The organism is Crossiella sp. S99.2 (assembly GCF_023094165.1).
Taxonomy (GTDB): domain Bacteria; phylum Actinomycetota; class Actinomycetes; order Mycobacteriales; family Pseudonocardiaceae; genus Crossiella.
Genome location: NZ_JALMDK010000010.1, coordinates 35,062 through 50,877, shown reverse-complemented (window position 1 = coordinate 50,877; position 15,816 = coordinate 35,062). Strand labels below are relative to the sequence as shown.

General features: G+C 71.2%; 18 protein-coding genes. 11 read left to right on the top strand and 7 right to left on the bottom strand.

From position 1 onward, the window contains the following. The first annotated feature begins 87 nt into the window (after positions 1-87). Genes mptB through MZC64_RS32780 form a run of 3 tightly spaced genes read left to right on the top strand, consistent with a single transcriptional unit; the run spans position 88 to position 3,396 of the window. Positions 88-1,629, top strand: coding sequence for a polyprenol phosphomannose-dependent alpha 1,6 mannosyltransferase MptB (mptB, locus tag MZC64_RS32790; RefSeq protein ID WP_247763438.1), 1,542 nt, complete (start codon positions 88-90; stop codon positions 1,627-1,629). Between the two features lie 46 nt (positions 1,630-1,675). Beyond that, on the top strand, positions 1,676-2,614 hold the full coding sequence (locus MZC64_RS32785; protein WP_247763437.1) for an ABC transporter ATP-binding protein: 939 nt from the start codon (positions 1,676-1,678) through the stop codon (positions 2,612-2,614). Continuing rightward, a complete protein-coding gene (locus MZC64_RS32780; RefSeq protein WP_247763436.1) occupies positions 2,611-3,396 on the top strand; it encodes an ABC transporter permease in 786 nt (261 codons plus the stop codon). The genes MZC64_RS32785 and MZC64_RS32780 overlap by 4 nt, the downstream gene beginning before the upstream one ends. Before the next feature lie 231 nt (positions 3,397-3,627). Here MZC64_RS32780 and MZC64_RS32775 read toward each other — a convergent pair whose 3' ends face one another. Then, positions 3,628-4,083, bottom strand: a complete 456-nt coding sequence (locus MZC64_RS32775) for a nuclear transport factor 2 family protein (RefSeq protein ID WP_247763435.1) — start codon at positions 4,081-4,083, stop codon at positions 3,628-3,630. 98 nt (positions 4,084-4,181) lie between these two features. On the opposite strand from MZC64_RS32775, the gene MZC64_RS32770 reads away from it, so the two are divergent. Further along, positions 4,182-4,745 carry a CGNR zinc finger domain-containing protein gene (locus tag MZC64_RS32770; RefSeq protein WP_308301095.1) on the top strand — a complete coding sequence of 188 codons (564 nt, stop codon included), beginning with the start codon at positions 4,182-4,184 and terminating at the stop codon, positions 4,743-4,745. An 87-nt stretch (positions 4,746-4,832) separates the two neighbouring features. Here the strand turns inward: MZC64_RS32770 and MZC64_RS32765 are convergent, their stop codons facing one another. Next, entirely contained in the window at positions 4,833-6,302 is a 1,470-nt protein-coding gene (locus MZC64_RS32765; protein ID WP_247763433.1) for an FAD-dependent monooxygenase, read from the bottom strand. Positions 6,303-6,364: 62 nt separating this feature from the next. Between MZC64_RS32765 and MZC64_RS32760 the strand changes: the two genes are divergently transcribed. Further along, complete coding sequence (locus MZC64_RS32760; RefSeq protein WP_247763432.1) at positions 6,365-7,036, top strand: TetR/AcrR family transcriptional regulator; 672 nt, start codon at positions 6,365-6,367, stop codon at positions 7,034-7,036. A 7-nt stretch (positions 7,037-7,043) separates the two neighbouring features. On the opposite strand, the gene MZC64_RS32755 is transcribed toward MZC64_RS32760, so the two are convergent. Beyond that, on the bottom strand, positions 7,044-7,613 hold the full coding sequence (locus MZC64_RS32755) for a class I SAM-dependent methyltransferase (protein ID WP_374205815.1): 570 nt from the start codon (positions 7,611-7,613) through the stop codon (positions 7,044-7,046). Positions 7,614-7,674: 61 nt separating this feature from the next. Here MZC64_RS32755 and MZC64_RS32750 point away from each other — a divergent pair, with 61 nt between their 5' ends. After that, a complete protein-coding gene (locus MZC64_RS32750; RefSeq protein ID WP_247763430.1) occupies positions 7,675-8,475 on the top strand; it encodes a helix-turn-helix transcriptional regulator in 801 nt (266 codons plus the stop codon). On the opposite strand, the gene MZC64_RS32745 is transcribed toward MZC64_RS32750, so the two are convergent. Then, a complete protein-coding gene (locus MZC64_RS32745; protein ID WP_247763429.1) occupies positions 8,465-9,523 on the bottom strand; it encodes an SDR family oxidoreductase in 1,059 nt (352 codons plus the stop codon). The two genes, MZC64_RS32750 and MZC64_RS32745, sit on opposite strands and share 11 nt — an antisense overlap. 68 nt (positions 9,524-9,591) lie before the next feature. After that, positions 9,592-10,164, bottom strand: coding sequence for a TetR/AcrR family transcriptional regulator (locus MZC64_RS32740; protein WP_247763428.1), 573 nt, complete (start codon positions 10,162-10,164; stop codon positions 9,592-9,594). A 93-nt stretch (positions 10,165-10,257) separates the two neighbouring features. On the opposite strand from MZC64_RS32740, the gene MZC64_RS32735 reads away from it, so the two are divergent. The 3 genes from MZC64_RS32735 (at position 10,258) to MZC64_RS32725 (ending at position 12,974) form a co-directional block, all read left to right on the top strand. Beyond that, the gene (locus tag MZC64_RS32735; RefSeq protein ID WP_247763427.1) at positions 10,258-11,064 is read left to right on the top strand and encodes an SDR family NAD(P)-dependent oxidoreductase; all 807 of its coding nucleotides are present in this window, start codon (positions 10,258-10,260) and stop codon (positions 11,062-11,064) included. Positions 11,065-11,458: 394 nt separating this feature from the next. Continuing rightward, the gene (locus MZC64_RS32730; RefSeq protein ID WP_247763426.1) at positions 11,459-11,908 is read left to right on the top strand and encodes a hypothetical protein; all 450 of its coding nucleotides are present in this window, start codon (positions 11,459-11,461) and stop codon (positions 11,906-11,908) included. 73 nt (positions 11,909-11,981) lie between these two features. After that, positions 11,982-12,974 carry a COX15/CtaA family protein gene (locus MZC64_RS32725; protein ID WP_247763425.1) on the top strand — a complete coding sequence of 331 codons (993 nt, stop codon included), beginning with the start codon at positions 11,982-11,984 and terminating at the stop codon, positions 12,972-12,974. Here MZC64_RS32725 and MZC64_RS32720 read toward each other — a convergent pair. Together MZC64_RS32720 and MZC64_RS32715 are read right to left on the bottom strand one after the other, a co-directional pair. Beyond that, positions 12,908-13,303, bottom strand: coding sequence for a MarR family transcriptional regulator (locus MZC64_RS32720; protein WP_247763424.1), 396 nt, complete (start codon positions 13,301-13,303; stop codon positions 12,908-12,910). The two genes, MZC64_RS32725 and MZC64_RS32720, sit on opposite strands and share 67 nt — an antisense overlap. Positions 13,304-13,687: 384 nt before the next feature. Continuing rightward, positions 13,688-13,981: a hypothetical protein gene (locus MZC64_RS32715; RefSeq protein WP_247763423.1), complete on the bottom strand. Its 294-nt coding sequence runs from the start codon at positions 13,979-13,981 to the stop codon at positions 13,688-13,690. 110 nt (positions 13,982-14,091) lie between these two features. Between MZC64_RS32715 and MZC64_RS32710 the strand changes: the two genes are divergently transcribed. Together MZC64_RS32710 and MZC64_RS32705 are read left to right on the top strand one after the other, a co-directional pair. Next, entirely contained in the window at positions 14,092-15,060 is a 969-nt protein-coding gene (locus tag MZC64_RS32710) for a quinone oxidoreductase (protein WP_247763422.1), read from the top strand. Positions 15,061-15,167: 107 nt separating this feature from the next. Then, entirely contained in the window at positions 15,168-15,803 is a 636-nt protein-coding gene (locus MZC64_RS32705; protein ID WP_247763421.1) for a TetR/AcrR family transcriptional regulator, read from the top strand. Positions 15,804-15,816: the final 13 nt, after the last annotated feature.

The window sequence follows — 15,816 nt, the reverse complement described above, 5'->3', positions numbered from 1 at the left end:
GGTGACCCGACTCACCCCGCACACCTACGCACTACCCTTCCTGACGTGGCGTCCGGCGAGGTAGGCAGTGGTGTCAGTGGATCTGTGGTGGAAGGGCGACCGGCAGAACTAGGCCGCTCCGGCAACGGCAGGGCAGCCGGACTGAACGAGGCCGAGCAACGGCAACTCGACCTGGTGCGCCGCTTCGGCACGCTCGGCTCGCTGCTGATGGCGGTCGGCGCGATCGGCGCGGGCGCCTCCCCGGTGGTCAACCCGTTCCAGGACTTCCCGGTGCTCAACCTGTTCATCCGGGTGGGCACGGTGTCCATGGCCGCGGTCTACACCGGCATGGGCCTGCTGATCGTGTCCTGGCTGTGGCTGGGCCGTTTCGCCAGCCCAGGGCGGCCGCGGCTGGTCTCGCGCTCGCAGATGGACCGCACGCTGATGATGTGGCTGGTCCCGCTCAGCCTGTCGCTGCCGATGTTCAGCCGGGACGTCTACAGCTACCTGGCCATCGGTGAGATGGCCGCCCGCGGCTTCGACCCCTACACCCAGGGACCCGCCGAGACCCTCGGCGTGGACCACCCGCTGACCAGGGGCGTGCCCAACATCTGGCGGGACACGCCCTCGCCGTACGGGCAGGTCGGACTGGCCATCGGGCGCGGGATCGCGGCCCTGGTCGGCGACCACCTGATGGTCGGCATCCTGTTGCACCGGCTGCTCGCGCTGGCCGGCATCGCGATGATCGTGTGGGCGCTGCCCCGGCTGGCCCGCCGGTTCGGGGTGCCGCCGGTGGCCGCGCTCTGGCTTGGCGCGGCCAACCCGCTGGTGCTGTTCCACCTGGTCAGCGGGGTGCACAACGAGGCGCTGGCGATCGGCCTGATGCTGGCCGGCTTCGAGCTGGCGCTGTCCCGCTCGGTCATCCTGGGCACTGTGATCATCACCACCGCGGCGCTGGTCAAACTGCCGGCCGTGCTCGCGCTGGGCTTCCTGGGCGCGGTGCTGGCCCGCCGGATGGGCGGGGACCTCCGCGACCTGCTCCGGGTCACGGTCAAGCTGGTGATCGTCTTCGCGCTCACCCTGGCGGCGTTGACACTGGTCACCGGCATCGGCTTCGGCTGGATAGGCGCGCTGGACGTGCCCAACATCGTCAAGACGTTCAAGTCCCCGACCACCGCGCTGGGCATGGCCGCCGGCGGCATCGGCATCCTGCTCGGCGTCGGCAACCACATGGACTCGGCCATCCTGATCGGCCGCGGCCTGGGCTACGTGATCATCGCGGTGATCTGCGTGGCGCTGCTCTGGATCGCCTTCCGCACCAAGGTGCCCGGCCGCAACTCGCTCACCGCGCTGGGCATCGCGCTGGGCTGCGTGCTGCTGCTGGGCGCGGTGGTGCACCCCTGGTACATGATCTGGGCCGCCATCCCCCTGGCTGCGGCGACCAACTCGCGCCGGTTCCGCACCGCCGCGATCGTGCTCAGCATCGTGCTCGCCGTGCCCGACCCGCCGCCCGGCATGACCTACGAGGGTCGCGCCTACGTCATCCCGCTGTCGGTGGCGGCCGGCCTGATCGCGTGCGCCCTGCTGGTCTGGGCGGTGCGCAAACACATGCCCGAACCCAACAACGGCAAGAAGCGTGTCCTGTTCTGAAGCCCGCCGTCCGGGTGACCCCGCTCTCGGCCTACCCTTGGCTCTCGTGCGCCCGGATCTCGACGACCCAGCAGTGGCGATCACCGGGCTGGTCAAGCGATACGGCTCGACGGTCGCCGTCGACGGCCTCGACCTGACCGTCCAGCGCGGCCAGGTGCTGGCCCTGCTGGGCCCCAACGGCGCGGGCAAGACCACCACCGTCGAACTGTGCGAGGGCTTCCTGCGCCCGGACGCCGGCACGGTGCGGGTACTCGGCCTCGACCCGGCCACCGAAGCCGACCGGCTGCGCCCGCGCATCGGCGTGATGCCCCAGGGCGGCGGCGCCTACCCGTCGGTCCGCGCCGACGAGATGCTCCGCCTGGTCGCCGCCTGCGCCGCCGAGCCCCTCGACGTGGAATGGCTGCTGGACGTGCTGGGCCTGGCCGAGTCCCGCCGCACCCCGTTCAAGCGCCTCTCCGGCGGCCAGCAGCAGCGCCTCGCGCTGGCCTGCGCCATCGTCGGCCGCCCCGAACTGGTCTTCCTGGACGAGCCCACCGCGGGCATGGACCCCCAGGCCCGCCGCCTGGTCTGGGAACTCATCGGCGCCCTGCGCGCTGACGGCGTCACCGTGCTGCTGACCACCCACCTGATGGACGAGGCGGAAAGCCTGGCCGACCGGGTCGCCATCGTCGACCACGGCAAGCTGGTCGCCGAGGGCACACCCGCCGAACTGACCAGCGGTGAACCAGACCACCAGCAGCTGCGTTTCCGTTCCTTGCCGGGGTTGAACCTGGCACTGCTGACCGCGGCCCTGCCCGAGGGCTGCCGGACCAGCGAACCCCGCCCCGGCGACTACCTGGTGGAGGGCCACATCGACCCGCAGGTGGTGTCCACGGTGACCTCGTGGTGCGCGCAACACGGGGTGCTGGCGCACGAGCTGTCGGTGGCCCGCCGCAGCCTGGAGGACGTCTTCCTCGACCTGACCGGACGGGACCTGCGCTCATGACCGCCACCATCCGCTTCGCCCCCGGCACCTTCCGCCCCAACCCCCAGCCGGGCGCCCCGCTGCGGATGCTGGCCGCCCAGGCCGGCACCGAACTGCGCCTGCACCTGCGCCACGGCGAACAGGTCCTGCTCACCCTGCTCATCCCGATCGCGCTGCTGGTGGGCCTGGCCCTGCTGCCGATCCTCCCGCTGCCCGAACCCCGCCTGGACGTCATCGCCCCCAGGATCATCGCCCTGGCCGTCATGTCCTCCGCCTTCACCGGCCAGGCCATCGCCCTGGGCTTCGACCGCCGCTACGGCGTGGTCAAACGCCTGGCCGCCACCGGCGTCCCGCGCTGGATGCTGCTGGCGGGCCGGATCCTCGCCGTCCTGGGCGTGGTCGCCGTGCAGCTGGTGCTGATCACCGTCGTGGCCGTCGCCCTCGGCTGGCGCCCCGCCCTGCCCGGCCTGCTCCCGGCCCTGCTGCTGGTCATCCTGGGCGCCCTGAGCTTCGCCGCCCTGGGCGTCCTGCTGGGCGGCGCCCTCCGCGCCGACATCGTGCTGGCCCTGGCCAACATCATCTGGTTCGCCCTGCTCCTGGGCGGTGGCGTGGCCCTGCCGACGGCACAGCTGCCCGGCGCCTGGGCCGACATCGCCGCCTACCTCCCCACCGCCGCCCTGGCCGACGGCCTGCACACGGTGACCGCCACCGGCTCCTGGCCCGGCGCCCAACCCGTGCTGGTCCTGCTGGGCTGGGGAGCGGCGGCCACCGCCCTGGCCTGCCGCACCACCAAATTGAGCTGACGCCCCACCGGCGCACCAGCCCAGCCCCACCGGTCAGACCCGTCGGCAACCAGCCCACCCCACCGGTCGGCCCCGTCGGCAAACCACGCCTGTCCCACTGCACCGGCCTGGCCGATCACCGGCCGGCCCGCTCCGCCGCACCAGCACCAGGCCGCCCTGCTTCAGCCCGCCCCGCCTTGGCGCACCGTCACCACGCCCGCCCGCAGCCCGCCCGGCTCTGGCGGAACGCCGTCAGCGCAACGGAATCCCCTGCCCGCGCTCGCTCTCCGGCCGCGGCCCGAAGATCCGCCGCTCCCCCTCGGCGATGGCCACGTCGTTGATGCTGGCCTCCCGCCGCCGCATGTACCCCTCTTCGTCGAACTCCCAGTTCTCGTTGCCGTAGCTGCGCCACCACTGCCCGTCGGCGTCCCGCCACTCGTACTGGAAGCGCACCGCGATCCGGTCCCCGCCGAAGGTCCACAGGTCCTTCCGCAACGCGTAGTCCCGCTCCCGCTCCCACTTGCGGGTCAGGAACTCCTCGATCTCCGCCCGCCCCGTGACGAACTCGGACCGGTTGCGCCACACCGAATCCGGCGTGTACGCCGCCGCGACCTGAGCGGGTTCCCTGGTGTTCCAGGCATCCTCGGCGGCCTGCACCTTCTGCCGGGCACTGGCCTCGTCAAACGGGGGAACCGGTGCACGCGTCATCGAAAACTCCCAACACTTCTAACGGATAAACCACGTTTCTGACGTGAGAACAGAACCACGAACTTCTCACGGAATCAACCCACTGCTACCGTGAGAACGTGCTACTTCCCGGTGAGCCGCTCCCGGTACACCTGATGAACACCGTCTGGGCCGACCGCACCGGTGTGCACGACACCCTGGCCACCCTGGACTCACTCCGCGGCTGGCTCGCTGCCGTGCACGACGACGCCACAGCCCAACGGATCACCGAGAACGCTATCCCGCACTTCCTCACTCTGCGCGCTGCCCTGCGCCGCCTCGCCGCGCACCGCACCGAGGACCCCCGTGTCCGCGCCACCACCAGCCCACTCACCCCGGCCCAGGCCGTGATCGCCGTCAACCGCGCCATCACCCAGTCCCCGGCCAGCCCCCAACTGACCCTGACCGGCCACACCCTGGGCAGTACCACCACCAGCAAGGGCAGCCCCGCCGCGCGCATCCTGGCCGGCATCGCCACCCAGGCCATCCCGGTGCTCACCGCCGCACCGTTGCAGGCCTGCCTGGCCCCCGCCTGCGTCGTCTACTTCACCAAGGACCACCCCCGCCGCGAATGGTGCTCCACCACCTGCGGCAACCGGGCCCGCGCCGCCCGCCACTACAACCGCCACAAGCCCACGCCCTGACGCGCCAACCGCCACTGCCGCCCGACCCGGCCAGTCAGCGAGCCAGCGGACCGCCACACCCAACCCGCGGCCAGGCCCGCTCCGGCCTCAAGCCACCACCTCGGCAGGCGCACCCACCCACTCGCGCAGCGCCTCCTCCCGCCCGGCGCCCGCCTCGCTCCGGGACACCCAGGCCACATGCCCGTCCGGTCGCACGAGCACCGCGCGGACCCCGTCCAGGGCCGGATGCCCAGCAGGCACCCGCGCCCGCACCCCGCGCACCCGATCCGCCCACCTGGCGACCTCCCCGTCCCCGGCGAAGTCCAGCAACACGAACCGCCCGTCGCGCACCAGCTCGTAGACCCGGCGGCCCGCCCCCACCACGACATCCGGCATCCGCGCGCCCACCAGCGGTTCCGCCGCCGTCCCGTACCGCGTGTCCAGCGCCGAGATCCGTCCCGCCAGCCGGAGGTTGACCTCCTCGATCCCGAGCAGGTCATCCAGCACCGCCCGCAACGCCGCCACCGGCCGCCGGTACTCCGGCATCAGCATCAGTTCCAGCAACAGCGTCTGGGCCATCGTGTTGTCCACAACCTGTTGCCCCACCGGATGCCGCTCGGCGTGATAGCTGTCCAGCAATCCCGCCGGCGCCCAGCCCTTGACCTCGGCGGCCAGCTTCCAGCCCAGGTTCATCGCGTCCTGCAGCCCGACGTTGAGCCCCTGCCCCGCCGCCGGGAAGTGGATGTGCGCGGCGTCCCCGGCCACCAGCACCCGCCCATTGCGGTATCGGTCGGCCAGCCGGGTGGCGTTGCCGAACCGGGACAGCCAGCGCGGTTGCGCCACCCCGAGGGTGGATCCGGTCGCCCGGCGCAACGCGGCCAGGAACTCCGCCTCGGTCACCGGTTCGGACACCGGGACCCGCATCCGCTCGGCGTCCGGCAGCACGAACCGGGTCGCCCCGTTGCCCAGCGGCGCGGCCAGCACGCCGTGTTCGCCCGCCCGCCGCACCGCCTCCGGCCCGACCTGCGCGAAGTCGCCGAGCATCGCGGAGAACGTGCTGTCACTGCCCGGGAATCCGATGCCGCCCGCCTGCCGCACCACACTCCGCCCGCCGTCACAGCCCACTACGAACCCGGCCCGCACGAGGTAGTCCCCGTCCGGCCCGCGCACCTCGACGTCCACGCCGTCGACGTCCTGCCGCAGTCCGGTGACGGCATGCCCGCGCCGCGGCCGCACGCCAAGTTCCGCGGCCCGCTCCGCGAGCAGTTCCTCGGTGTGGGACTGGGCGAGGAACAACGAGTACGGGTGCGGCGAGTCCAGGTCCGCGAAGTTCAGCCCGGTGGGCAATCCGGCGAAGTGCCAGCCCGGCACCGGCCGCCCACGCGCCAGGAACCCTTCCGCGATGCCCCGCAGGTCCATCAGCTCCACGCTGCGCGGATGCAGGCTCAGCGCCCGCGAATCCCGCTGCGGCGCCTCCCTGCGTTCCAGCACCAGCACCCGGACTCCGGCCAGTGCCAGCTCACCGGCCAGCATCAATCCGGTCGGACCCGCCCCGGCCACCACGACGTCGACGTTCACGAGCACCCCTCCGCAACAATTTCTGAACAGTGTTCATTTAACTGTTGCTAGTGTGCTCCGCCATGACCGGTCCGTCAAACACCGCCCCGGCCCGCAAACCGCGCGGACGGCCACCGCGGATCGATCAGGAGCGGGCCGTGACCACCGCGCTGGCGGTGCTGGACGCCGAGGGCCTGGACGCGCTGACCATGCGCCGTCTGGCGGCAGCCCTGGACGTGCAGGTCGGCACCCTCTACGGCTACTTCGCGGACAAACCGGCCCTGCTCACCGCGATGGCCGAGCGGATGCTGCACGGCTGCGCCGAGCCTTGGCCGACCGGTCCGGACTGGCAGGCCCAGGTCACCGAACTCGCCCGCCGGATGCGCCTGGCGCTGCTGCGGCATCGCGATGGCGCGCGGGTTTACGCGGGCACCCGGACCACCGGCCCCAACACCCTGGGGTTCGCCGACACCTTTGTCGGCGTGCTGACCGCGGCGGGTTTCACCGCGGAGGACGCGGTGCGGGCCTCGTTCACCGTCATCCGCTTCGTCATCGGCCACACCCTGGAGGAACAGGCCGGCGATGACCGGCTGGCCGCCGATGTCGAGTCCCTGCACCGGGCCCTGGCCACCGAGGACTACCCCCGGCTGGCCGCGGCCGCGCACGTGATCACCAGCGCGGACCTGGAGGGCTATTTCGAGTTCGGCGTCCGCGCCCTGGTCGCCGGACTCCGCGAACTGCCCCGGCAGCCGTAGACGCCTGTCACACCAAGGGTTTGCGAGCGCGGAACCGGAATGAGCGGCCGGGCACCACGGTCAGCCAGATGTCGGTGAACCCGGCGGTCCGCAGCCGTGGCGCCAGGGTGTCCGGGTTGACCGGGACATAGGTGTCGTAGAGGTGGCCGAGCCGGAAGCCCAGGCTGGGCACCCCGTCTATCCCGGCGAAGGTCCCACCCGGTCGCAGCACCCGGAACGCCTCGGCGAAGAGCCGGTCCTGCAACGCCACCGACGGCACGTGATGCAGCATGGTGAAGCTGCCGACCCCGGTGAAGCTGTTGTCCGGCAACGGGATCGCCGTCCCGTCACCCTCGATCACCTGCACCTGGCCACCCAGCCGCGCCCGCAGCCCGCGTGCCAGCTCCGGATCGATCTCCACCGCGGTCAGCTGGGGCGTCCGGGTGGCCAGTGCCACGGTGGTCGCGCCGTAGCCGGGGCCGATCTCGAGCACATCGGCGCCCAGATCGACGCCGTCCAGTGCCCACGGGATGATGTCGCGGGCCACCCTCCGGGCCCACCGGTCCGAACGGCACAACCAACGGTGACACAGGTTCATCGGCATGGTTGCGACCCTAGGAACCGCCGCGGGTGTCCGCTACGAGCTAGCCTGACAACTGATGTCGCCATCCGGACAGCCCGCAGGGCCACAGGCTCTGCCGCTGCTCGTGCCCGCCTCGGGCGCGGTGCTGGTGGGCAGCTTCGAGTTACGGCTGGGCACCCGCTTCGACTGGCACCTGCACCCGGTGCACCAACTCGCCTGGGCCGCCACCGGAGTCCTGGCGGTGACGACACCGGATGGCACCTGGGTGCTGCCGACCAACCGCGCGCTGTGGCTGCCCGCCGGGATCGGGCACAGCACCGCCGCGATCGGCAGCGCGGTCATGCGCAGCCTCTACCTGGACCCCGCGGTGTGCCCGCCGGGCTGGCCCGCGCGGTGGTCGAGGCCGACGGTGGTCGCCGCCTCGCCACTGCTGCGCGAGCTGATTCCCTACCTGGGCCGGGAATCCCTAGCCCCACAGGCCCGCGCCCGCGCCGAGGCGGTGGTGTTCGACCTGCTGGAGCCACTGCCGGTGACCACCCTGGCGGTGCCCGGCCCACGCGATCCGCGGACCAGGGCCGTCGCCGCGGCCCTGACCGCCGATCCGGCCGACCCGCGGACCCTGCGGGACTGGGGCCGCCAGGTCGGCGCCAGTGAACGGACCCTGGCCCGGCTGTTCCGGGCCGAGACCGGCCTGCCCTTCGGCCGGTGGCGCACCCAGCTGCGGATCCAGGCCGCGCTTCCGTTGCTGGCACACGGAAGCGCGGTGTCCACAGTGGCCAGACGCGTCGGCTACGAGAGCGTCAGCGCCTTCGTCGCGGCCTTCCGGGCCGCGGTCGGCGTGCCGCCCGGCCAGTACTTCGGCCGGGTCACGGAATGACCCGCCGCTTGCGCATCTCTGTGAAGATGTCAAAGAACATGTGCTCGGTCTGCACGTATCGGTGGAACCCGAACCGGCGGGCCTTGGATCCGTCGGCGAACATGTCGTAGTCCCACGAGAACACGAAGTCCCCGAAGGCCCACGAGGACACCTCGCGGTAGCTGTGGCCGGCCAGACCGTGCGCCTCGGTCATCCGGTCCCACAACGGTTCCTTGTCCGCCATCACCGTTTCCAGCGACATCTGCAGCGGCGGCGCGACCGGCAGCTCGAAGAACTCGGCGATCTTCGGCCACAGTTCGCTCCACCGGAACAGGTCGCCGTTGTTGATGTTGAACGCCTGGTTGGCGCAGGCCGGATCCGTTGCCGCCCAGACGGTTGCCTCGGCCAGCAACCCCGCGTCGGTCATCTCCAGCAGCGCGTCGTAGGCGCCCGGTTTGCCGGGGAAACGCAGTGGCAGACCGAGTTCCTTGGAGATCGAGGCGTACACCGCGATCACCATGGCCAGGTTCAGCGGGTTGCCGAGACCGAATCCGGCGACCACCGACGGGCGGATGGCCGACCAGGTCCAGCTCTTACCTTCCTGTTGCCGAACCAGGAAGTCCTGCTGGTCCACGTTGAACTCCGGCGGCATGTGGCCGGCGTCGTCCTCACGGGCCGGGGTCTTGAACGGGCCGAGGTGCGCGCCGTAGACCTTGTAGCCCTGCATGAGGCTGATGTGCTCAAGACCGGTCGCGACCGGCTCGATCGCCTCGACGACGTTGACCAGCATGGCCAGGTTCGGCGCCACCAGTTCCGCCCAGCTCGGCCGGTCCTGGTAGGCGGCGTAGAAGACATGCGTCACCGAGCCGAGCCCGGCCAGCTTCTCCCTGGTGTCCGCCGGATCCAGCAGATCAACCGCGAGATAGCGCAGCCGCTCCCGATCGGCGCCGCCCCGCCGGGACAGCCCGATGACCTCCCAATCGCCCAGTCCGAGCAGGTGCTCGACCAGATTGCCGCCGATGACGCCGTTGGCTCCGACGACCAGTGCGACCTTCCCCAGTGTGCTCATAGGACGATCTTCAGCTCAGCCCGCCGATGAGTCCAACGCTTAGTGCTCATGCCCGCCATAACGGGCGCTCATGCCACCCGCAGGCCGTCCAGCAACACCGCCAGCAGCCGACGCCAGGCTTCCGGCTCGGAAGCCTTGGTGGCCAGCACGATCGGACCGAAGGAGAGCACGAACAACCCGATGTCACCGGCGCTGACATCGGCCCGTAGCGAACCTTCCCGGTGCGCGCGGTCGACCAGGTCACCCAGGGACTGCCGCAGGTGCGACTGGCATGCCTCGACCGCGGACTCCTCCACCGCCAGGCCGTCCAGGAACGCCCGGTTGGCGGCCATCAGCTCGACGGTGTGCTCGATAAGGGCACGAAGTCCCTGCCACGCACCGGCTGCGGCACGAGCAGCGGCGGCACGCTGCTCCCACTCCACGATCTTCGCTTCCAGCGCCGCCTCGACCAGCGACTTCTTGGTGCTGAAATGCCGATACAGAGTGCCCATGCCCACATCAGCCAGCCGGGCGATCTCCCGGACATCCACCTCGAGCCCACGGTCCCGGAACGCCTCCGTGGCCGCGCCGAGGATCTGGGCCCGGTTCCGCGCCGCGTCGGCCCGTAGTGGTCTGGCTCCCGCACTGTCCGCCGCACTCATGACTCCATTCTAGTCAGCAACTGGAACGTCTGCTCCGTCTCTGCTACGTTGAATATACGGAGCAACCGCTCCTATTGCAAACGGGAGGTGGACATGGGCACCACAGTGATCTCCGGTGGCACCGACGGTCTGGGCAGGGCGCTGGCCGCGCACCAGCTCCGAGCAGGCGAAACAGTCGTGGTGATCGGCCGGGACGCGGGCAAGTTCGAGGCGTTGGCGGCCAGTGCGCCCGGCCGCGCGCACTTCGTCCAGGCGGACCTGCGACTGATCGCGGAGAACGACCGGGTCGCCGCGCACATCGCCGAGCGGCACCCCCAGATCGACACCCTGTTCCTCGCGGCCGCCCACGTGGTCCGCAGCCGCACCCTGACCACCGAGGGCATCGAGCACAACCTGGCCCTCTATGCCCTGAGCCGCCACGTCCTGGCCACCGCGCTACTCCCCCGACTGAGCGCGACCACCCGCCCGGTGATCATCAACACCGCGGTCCCCGGCGCCCCCAAGACCGCTATGCAGTGGGACGATCTCACCCTGGCCGAGACCTACAGTTGGCGCGCCGCCAACCAGCAGAGCCGCCGCGCCAACGAACTCTCCGGCCTGGCGCTCATCAAGGCCGAGCCCAGGCTGAAGTACGTCCTCTACAACCCGCTGTTCGTGCGCAGCAGCCTCTCCGGCGACCTCTCCCCCGCCCACCGGGCGCTCACCCGGGTCCTGTTCCGTCTGGCCCCCACCCCGGAGCAGGCACTCACCCCGATCCTGACCCTGCTGGCCGAGCCACCGGCCGGCCGACTGTCGGCCTACACGAAGAAGAAGCGATTACCCCTGGAGGTCACGCCGGCGGACCACGCCGAAGCCCGCCGCTGGACCGAACTGACCACCCGACTCCGCACCGGCTCCTGACCGACACTGGCCGGGTGCCACCTAGAGAACCTTGGGAGGCAACGTCATTCGCGTGTCCTCCGGTCGTCACATCGGCGGGCGACCGAATGGAGGCAGGGCAGTGGTTACCGTGGACGACCTGGCGTGGTGGCGGTCCTGGCGGGACCGCCAGGTGCATGCCTTCATTGTCAGGGGGCTTGATCCGCGGCGGCCGCCTGCCGAGTTGACCGCGCTGTGCGGGCATCGGGCACCGACGACCGTGGTGGAACCTCGAAGTGTGGGAATGCCGTGTGTCCTGTGCATCGCACAGGCGCCAGTGGGCGAGAATCCCTGATCGCACGGGGGTTTTCTCCACCTGCCAGCGCGGTGCCTGGGACCCCTGACTCCGCGCGGCTCGCGGAGCAGAGTTCCGGGCATGACACAGACGCTGCTCGACTCGCGGGTCGCACCCACCTCCGTCCGGTACTCCGCCGCGTTGTGGCTGGCCGCGGTGGGCGCCGGGGTGGCCGAGACCGTGCTCGGGGTGCTCGAGCACCAGCCGACGGTGGACGAAGCTGTGGTGCCGGTGGGGATCCGGGTGGTGGTGACGGCGATCCTGGTGCCGCTCATCCTGGCCTTCCGCCGGGGGCGGGGCTGGGCGCGGGTCGCGCTGGCCTTGCTGCTGGGGGTGGCGGGGACACTGTCGCTGGTGGTGGAGCCGATCTCGTGGCTGGCCGCGGGCAACGACCCGGTGGCGCTGTTCGCCGGGGCCGATGCCGGGTTCCTGGTGTTCGCGGTGGTGCGCGCGTTGCACATCGCGGCGGTGTTCGGGGCACTCGTCTTGATGTTCACGCCGAGTGCCAACGGGTGGTTCCGGCGGCGCTGAAGGCTGGGTGCCCTGACCAGGTTACGTAGCCCGGCGACAGGTGCCGGGCTGGGGCGGCCTACCATCAGGGGCCGTGGCCGCTAACTCCGCCGAACCCTCCACCGACACCCCCGCGCCCGAGTCGGGACCGTCGCAGAAGCTGACCAGGAGCGTCCTGGTGACGAACCTGGTGTTGCAGGTCGTCATCGCGGTCACCGGGTCGGTGGTGCGGGTGACCGGGTCTGGTTTGGGTTGCCCTACCTGGCCGAACTGCTTCCCGGGCAGCCTGGTGCCGATCGAGCACCCCGAGTTCGCCTGGTTCCACCAGTGGATCGAGTTCGGGAACCGGCTGCTCAGCGGAGTGGTCGGCATGGTCGCGCTGGCCTGCTTCGTGCTGGCCTGGCTGCACCGGCCGCGGCGCCGGCGCCTGACCCGGCTGGCCGCCTACACCCTGGCGGGCACCATCAGCCAGGGCGTGATCGGCGGGATCACCGTGCTGGCCGGGCTGGTGTGGTGGACCGTGGCCGGGCACTTCCTGGTCTCGATGGTGCTGGTGTGGCTGGCCGTGCTGCTGGTCCGGTCGCAGCGGGAGACCGACGCGCCGGTGCAGCCACTGATCCCGGCGGCGTTGCGACAGTTGCTGGTGGTCAGCACGGTGGTGCTGGTCGGGGTGCTGGTGGTGGGCACCATGCTCACCGGGGCCGGTCCGCACGCGGGTGATGCCGCGACCGCCCGGCTCAACGCCTCGGTGTCCGGGCTGGCACAGGCGCACGCCGACCTGCTGTTCCTCTTCCTCGGGCTGTTGATCGCGTTCGCGTTCGCGTTGCGGGCGGTGTCGGCGCCGAGTGGAGTGTGGCGGGCCTACTGGTGGCTGATCGCCGTGGTGCTCGCGCAGGGGTCGGTGGGCATGATCCAGTACCTCACGGGCGTGCCCGAGGTACTGGTGATCTTCCACGTGCTTGGGGCGGCGCTGGTGACGGTGGGGATGGCGAACATGTGGGCGGCGACCGGGGATCGCGGTCAGCGCGGTTTGGCGGCCGACCACTTGGCGGGCAGTTCGGCGACCTCGGTGGCCAGCCAGCGGTAGTAGGCGTCCACGGTGCGCAGCCGCTGGGCGCGATCGCCCTGGCCGCTGAGCAGGCGCAAGCCCTCGTGGGTCAGTTCGTTGACCGCGGCGACGGCCTCCAGGCGGCGGAGCATGACCTCGGCCCACGCCTGGGCGCGGACCTCGTAGACCGCGGCCTCGCGGCCCCGGCGGGTGGTCTTGCTGACCAGACCGCGGGCCATGAGCAGCCGGACGTTGGTGCTCACCGACCCGCTGCTGGCGGAGAGGGCTGCGGACAGTTCGGCGGCGGTGCGCTCGGGCGGGTCGCAGATCAGCAGGAAGCCCAGGATCCGGCCGGCGATGAGGGGCATGCCCTCTTGGGCTTCGAACCTGGCCGCGAACGATTCGATCCAATCGGACGGCTGGCGACCACCGGTACGGCTGACATCGGACACCGCGAACCTCCGCATCTCTTTCAGTTGGAACTGAAGAGATGGTAGCAATGAAGCTGCCTGGGTGTGCGGAAGTGATCGCGGGAGCGGGAGCCGAAGCTGGGAGCTGGTGACGGCGCGCAGAGCGTGAGCCCGGGGGCCGGGACCACGCACTGGCGGCCGGGCGGCAGCACGCGGGGCGCGGGGCGGGGCCGGGTGGTGGCGCGCCGGGGCACGAGTTGGCTTGGGGCAGGCAGCCGGAGGCGGCTTGGTTTGGCGAGGGCGGCGGGTGGGCCGCCGTCGCCGGTGGGGTGGGCTGGGGAGCTAGCCGCGGGCTCGGGGGCCTGCCATCTTCTTGCGGTGGGCGGGGCCGATCTTGGTGGCGGCGATGGTCTCGCGGTCCCAGTCGTGGCCGTCGAGGCCCTCGACCTTGGCTACCAGGGCCTCGCCAGTGGCCATGTCGGGGACGATGACGTCGCCCAGGGCGCCGTCGTCGCCTACCAGGACTACTCGGACGCCGGCTCGGCCGATGTTCTCCACCACGGCTCGGGCGGACTTGCCGTGGGCAGCGACAAACGCGGTGGCGGCGGCGACCGCGGCCTTCGAAGGCTCACTCACCCGGGTCACTCTAGCTGGCCCGAGGGCGAAATCCGGCCGGTGGGAACACGTCCGTGACCGGTTCTGTTGGCAACAGTGACCGGGAAGATCACGCGAGAGGTGCGGGTTTCATGCGCGCAGTGCAGGTGCAGGCATACGGTGGCCCCGAGGTGCTGGTGGCGGCTGAGGTGGCCGATCCGGTGGCCGGTCCCGGGGAGTTGCTGGTGCGGGTGGCGGCCAGTGGGGTCAACTACATCGACACCTACCACCGGACCGGGGTGTATCCGGTGCCGTTGCCCTTCACGCCTGGTCTTGAGGGTGCGGGTGAGGTTGTCGCCGTCGGGGATGGGGTGACCGAGTTCGGGGTGGGGGCCCGGGTGGCGTGGGCCTCGGCGATCGGGTCTTATGCGGAGCTGGCCGCTGTGCCCGCTTCGGCTGTGGTGCCGGTGCCGGATGGGGTTGACCTGGTGGTGGCGGCGAGTTCGATGTTGCAGGGGATGACCGCGCATTACCTGACCACCTCGACCTATCCGGTGCAGGCCGGGGATGACGTGCTGGTGCACGCGGCGGCGGGTGGGATGGGGTTGCTGCTCACCCAGTTCGTCAAGGCCAAGGGTGGGCGGGTGATCGGGACCGTGTCCACCGCGGAGAAGGAGAAGCTGGCCAGGGAGGCCGGGGCGGACGAGATCATCCGGTACACCGAGGCCGATGTGGCTGAGCAGGCTCGTGCGCTGACCGGTGGGCGCGGGGTGGCCGTGGTGTACGACGGGGTGGGGGCGACGACCTTCGACGCCAGTCTGGCCAGTTTGCGGCCGCGGGGAGTGCTCGCCCTCTACGGCGCGGCCAGCGGGCAGGTTCCGCCGGTTGACCTGCAGCGGCTCAACCAGGCCGGATCGGTCTATGTCACCCGGCCCAGCCTCGGGCACTACACCGCCAACCGCGAGGAACTGCTGTGGCGGTCCGCCGAGGTGCTCTCGGGAGTGGCCGACGGGTCGCTGAACATCCGGGTCGGCGCGCGGTACGCCCTCAGCGAAGCCCGGCAGGCGCATGAGGACCTCCAGGGGCGGCGCACCACGGGGAAGGTGCTACTGGTGGGCTGATCGACTTCAGCACAGCGCCCCCTGGTCCGGTTGGGCCGGGGGGCGTTGTCGTCTGCTTCACAGTCTGAAACTTTGCACGTTGTGCAGTTTTCTGGTTCCTTGGTGAGGTGACCACCACCGACCGGCCGCCGGGACTGCGGGAACGCAAGCGGCAGGAGACCCACCGCACGATCGCGCTGACCGCGTTGCGGCTGATCGCCGAGCGCGGGCTGGACCACGTGACGGTCGAGGACATCGCCGGTGAGGTCGGCGTCTCCTCCCGCACGTTCTTCAACTACTTCGGCTCCAAAGAGGACGCGCTGTCCACCCCCTACCCCGACCACCGGCACCGGATCGACCGCCTGGTGGAGCGGCTGGCGGAGACGCCGGTGGGGCCGGATCCGCTGGCGGGGCTGCTGGCGATCGCCCGGCCGGACCTGGCGCGGATCGACGCCGACCGGGACGAATGGCTGCTGCGGATGACCGTGTTCACCGACAACCCGCAACTGCTGGCCCGCACCGCGGTGCTGGAGTCCGCCGGTGAGCAGCAGCTGACCGAGGCCATCGCGCGCTGGTGCGGACTGCCGGCCGACGACCAGTACCCGGCGCTGGTGCTCTACACCTTCGGCGCCGCGGGGCGCTCGGCCATGCGCCGCTGGTACGCCGTGCGCGGCGCCGAACCCCTTGTCGACCTCGTCGACGCCGCCTGCGCCGCCCTGGCCGCGGGTCTCCCACTGCCGGCCGACGCGACGCCGCGCGGCTGACCACGTGACCGAT

Coding starts and splice junctions, on each gene's coding strand:
- MZC64_RS32775 (WP_247763435.1), bottom strand. CDS start 4,083: ATGACGCGTGCACCGGTTCCCCCGTTTGACGAGGCCAGTGCCCGGCAG.
- MZC64_RS32730 (WP_247763426.1), top strand. CDS start 11,459: ATGACACAGACGCTGCTCGACTCGCGGGTCGCACCCACCTCCGTCCGG.
- MZC64_RS32735 (WP_247763427.1), top strand. CDS start 10,258: ATGGGCACCACAGTGATCTCCGGTGGCACCGACGGTCTGGGCAGGGCG.
- MZC64_RS32740 (WP_247763428.1), bottom strand. CDS start 10,164: ATGAGTGCGGCGGACAGTGCGGGAGCCAGACCACTACGGGCCGACGCG.
- MZC64_RS32780 (WP_247763436.1), top strand. CDS start 2,611: ATGACCGCCACCATCCGCTTCGCCCCCGGCACCTTCCGCCCCAACCCC.
- MZC64_RS32720 (WP_247763424.1), bottom strand. CDS start 13,303: ATGCCCCTCATCGCCGGCCGGATCCTGGGCTTCCTGCTGATCTGCGAC.
- MZC64_RS32750 (WP_247763430.1), top strand. CDS start 7,675: ATGTCGCCATCCGGACAGCCCGCAGGGCCACAGGCTCTGCCGCTGCTC.
- MZC64_RS32745 (WP_247763429.1), bottom strand. CDS start 9,523: ATGAGCACACTGGGGAAGGTCGCACTGGTCGTCGGAGCCAACGGCGTC.
- MZC64_RS32755 (WP_374205815.1), bottom strand. CDS start 7,613: ATGAACCTGTGTCACCGTTGGTTGTGCCGTTCGGACCGGTGGGCCCGG.
- MZC64_RS32710 (WP_247763422.1), top strand. CDS start 14,092: ATGCGCGCAGTGCAGGTGCAGGCATACGGTGGCCCCGAGGTGCTGGTG.
- MZC64_RS32760 (WP_247763432.1), top strand. CDS start 6,365: ATGACCGGTCCGTCAAACACCGCCCCGGCCCGCAAACCGCGCGGACGG.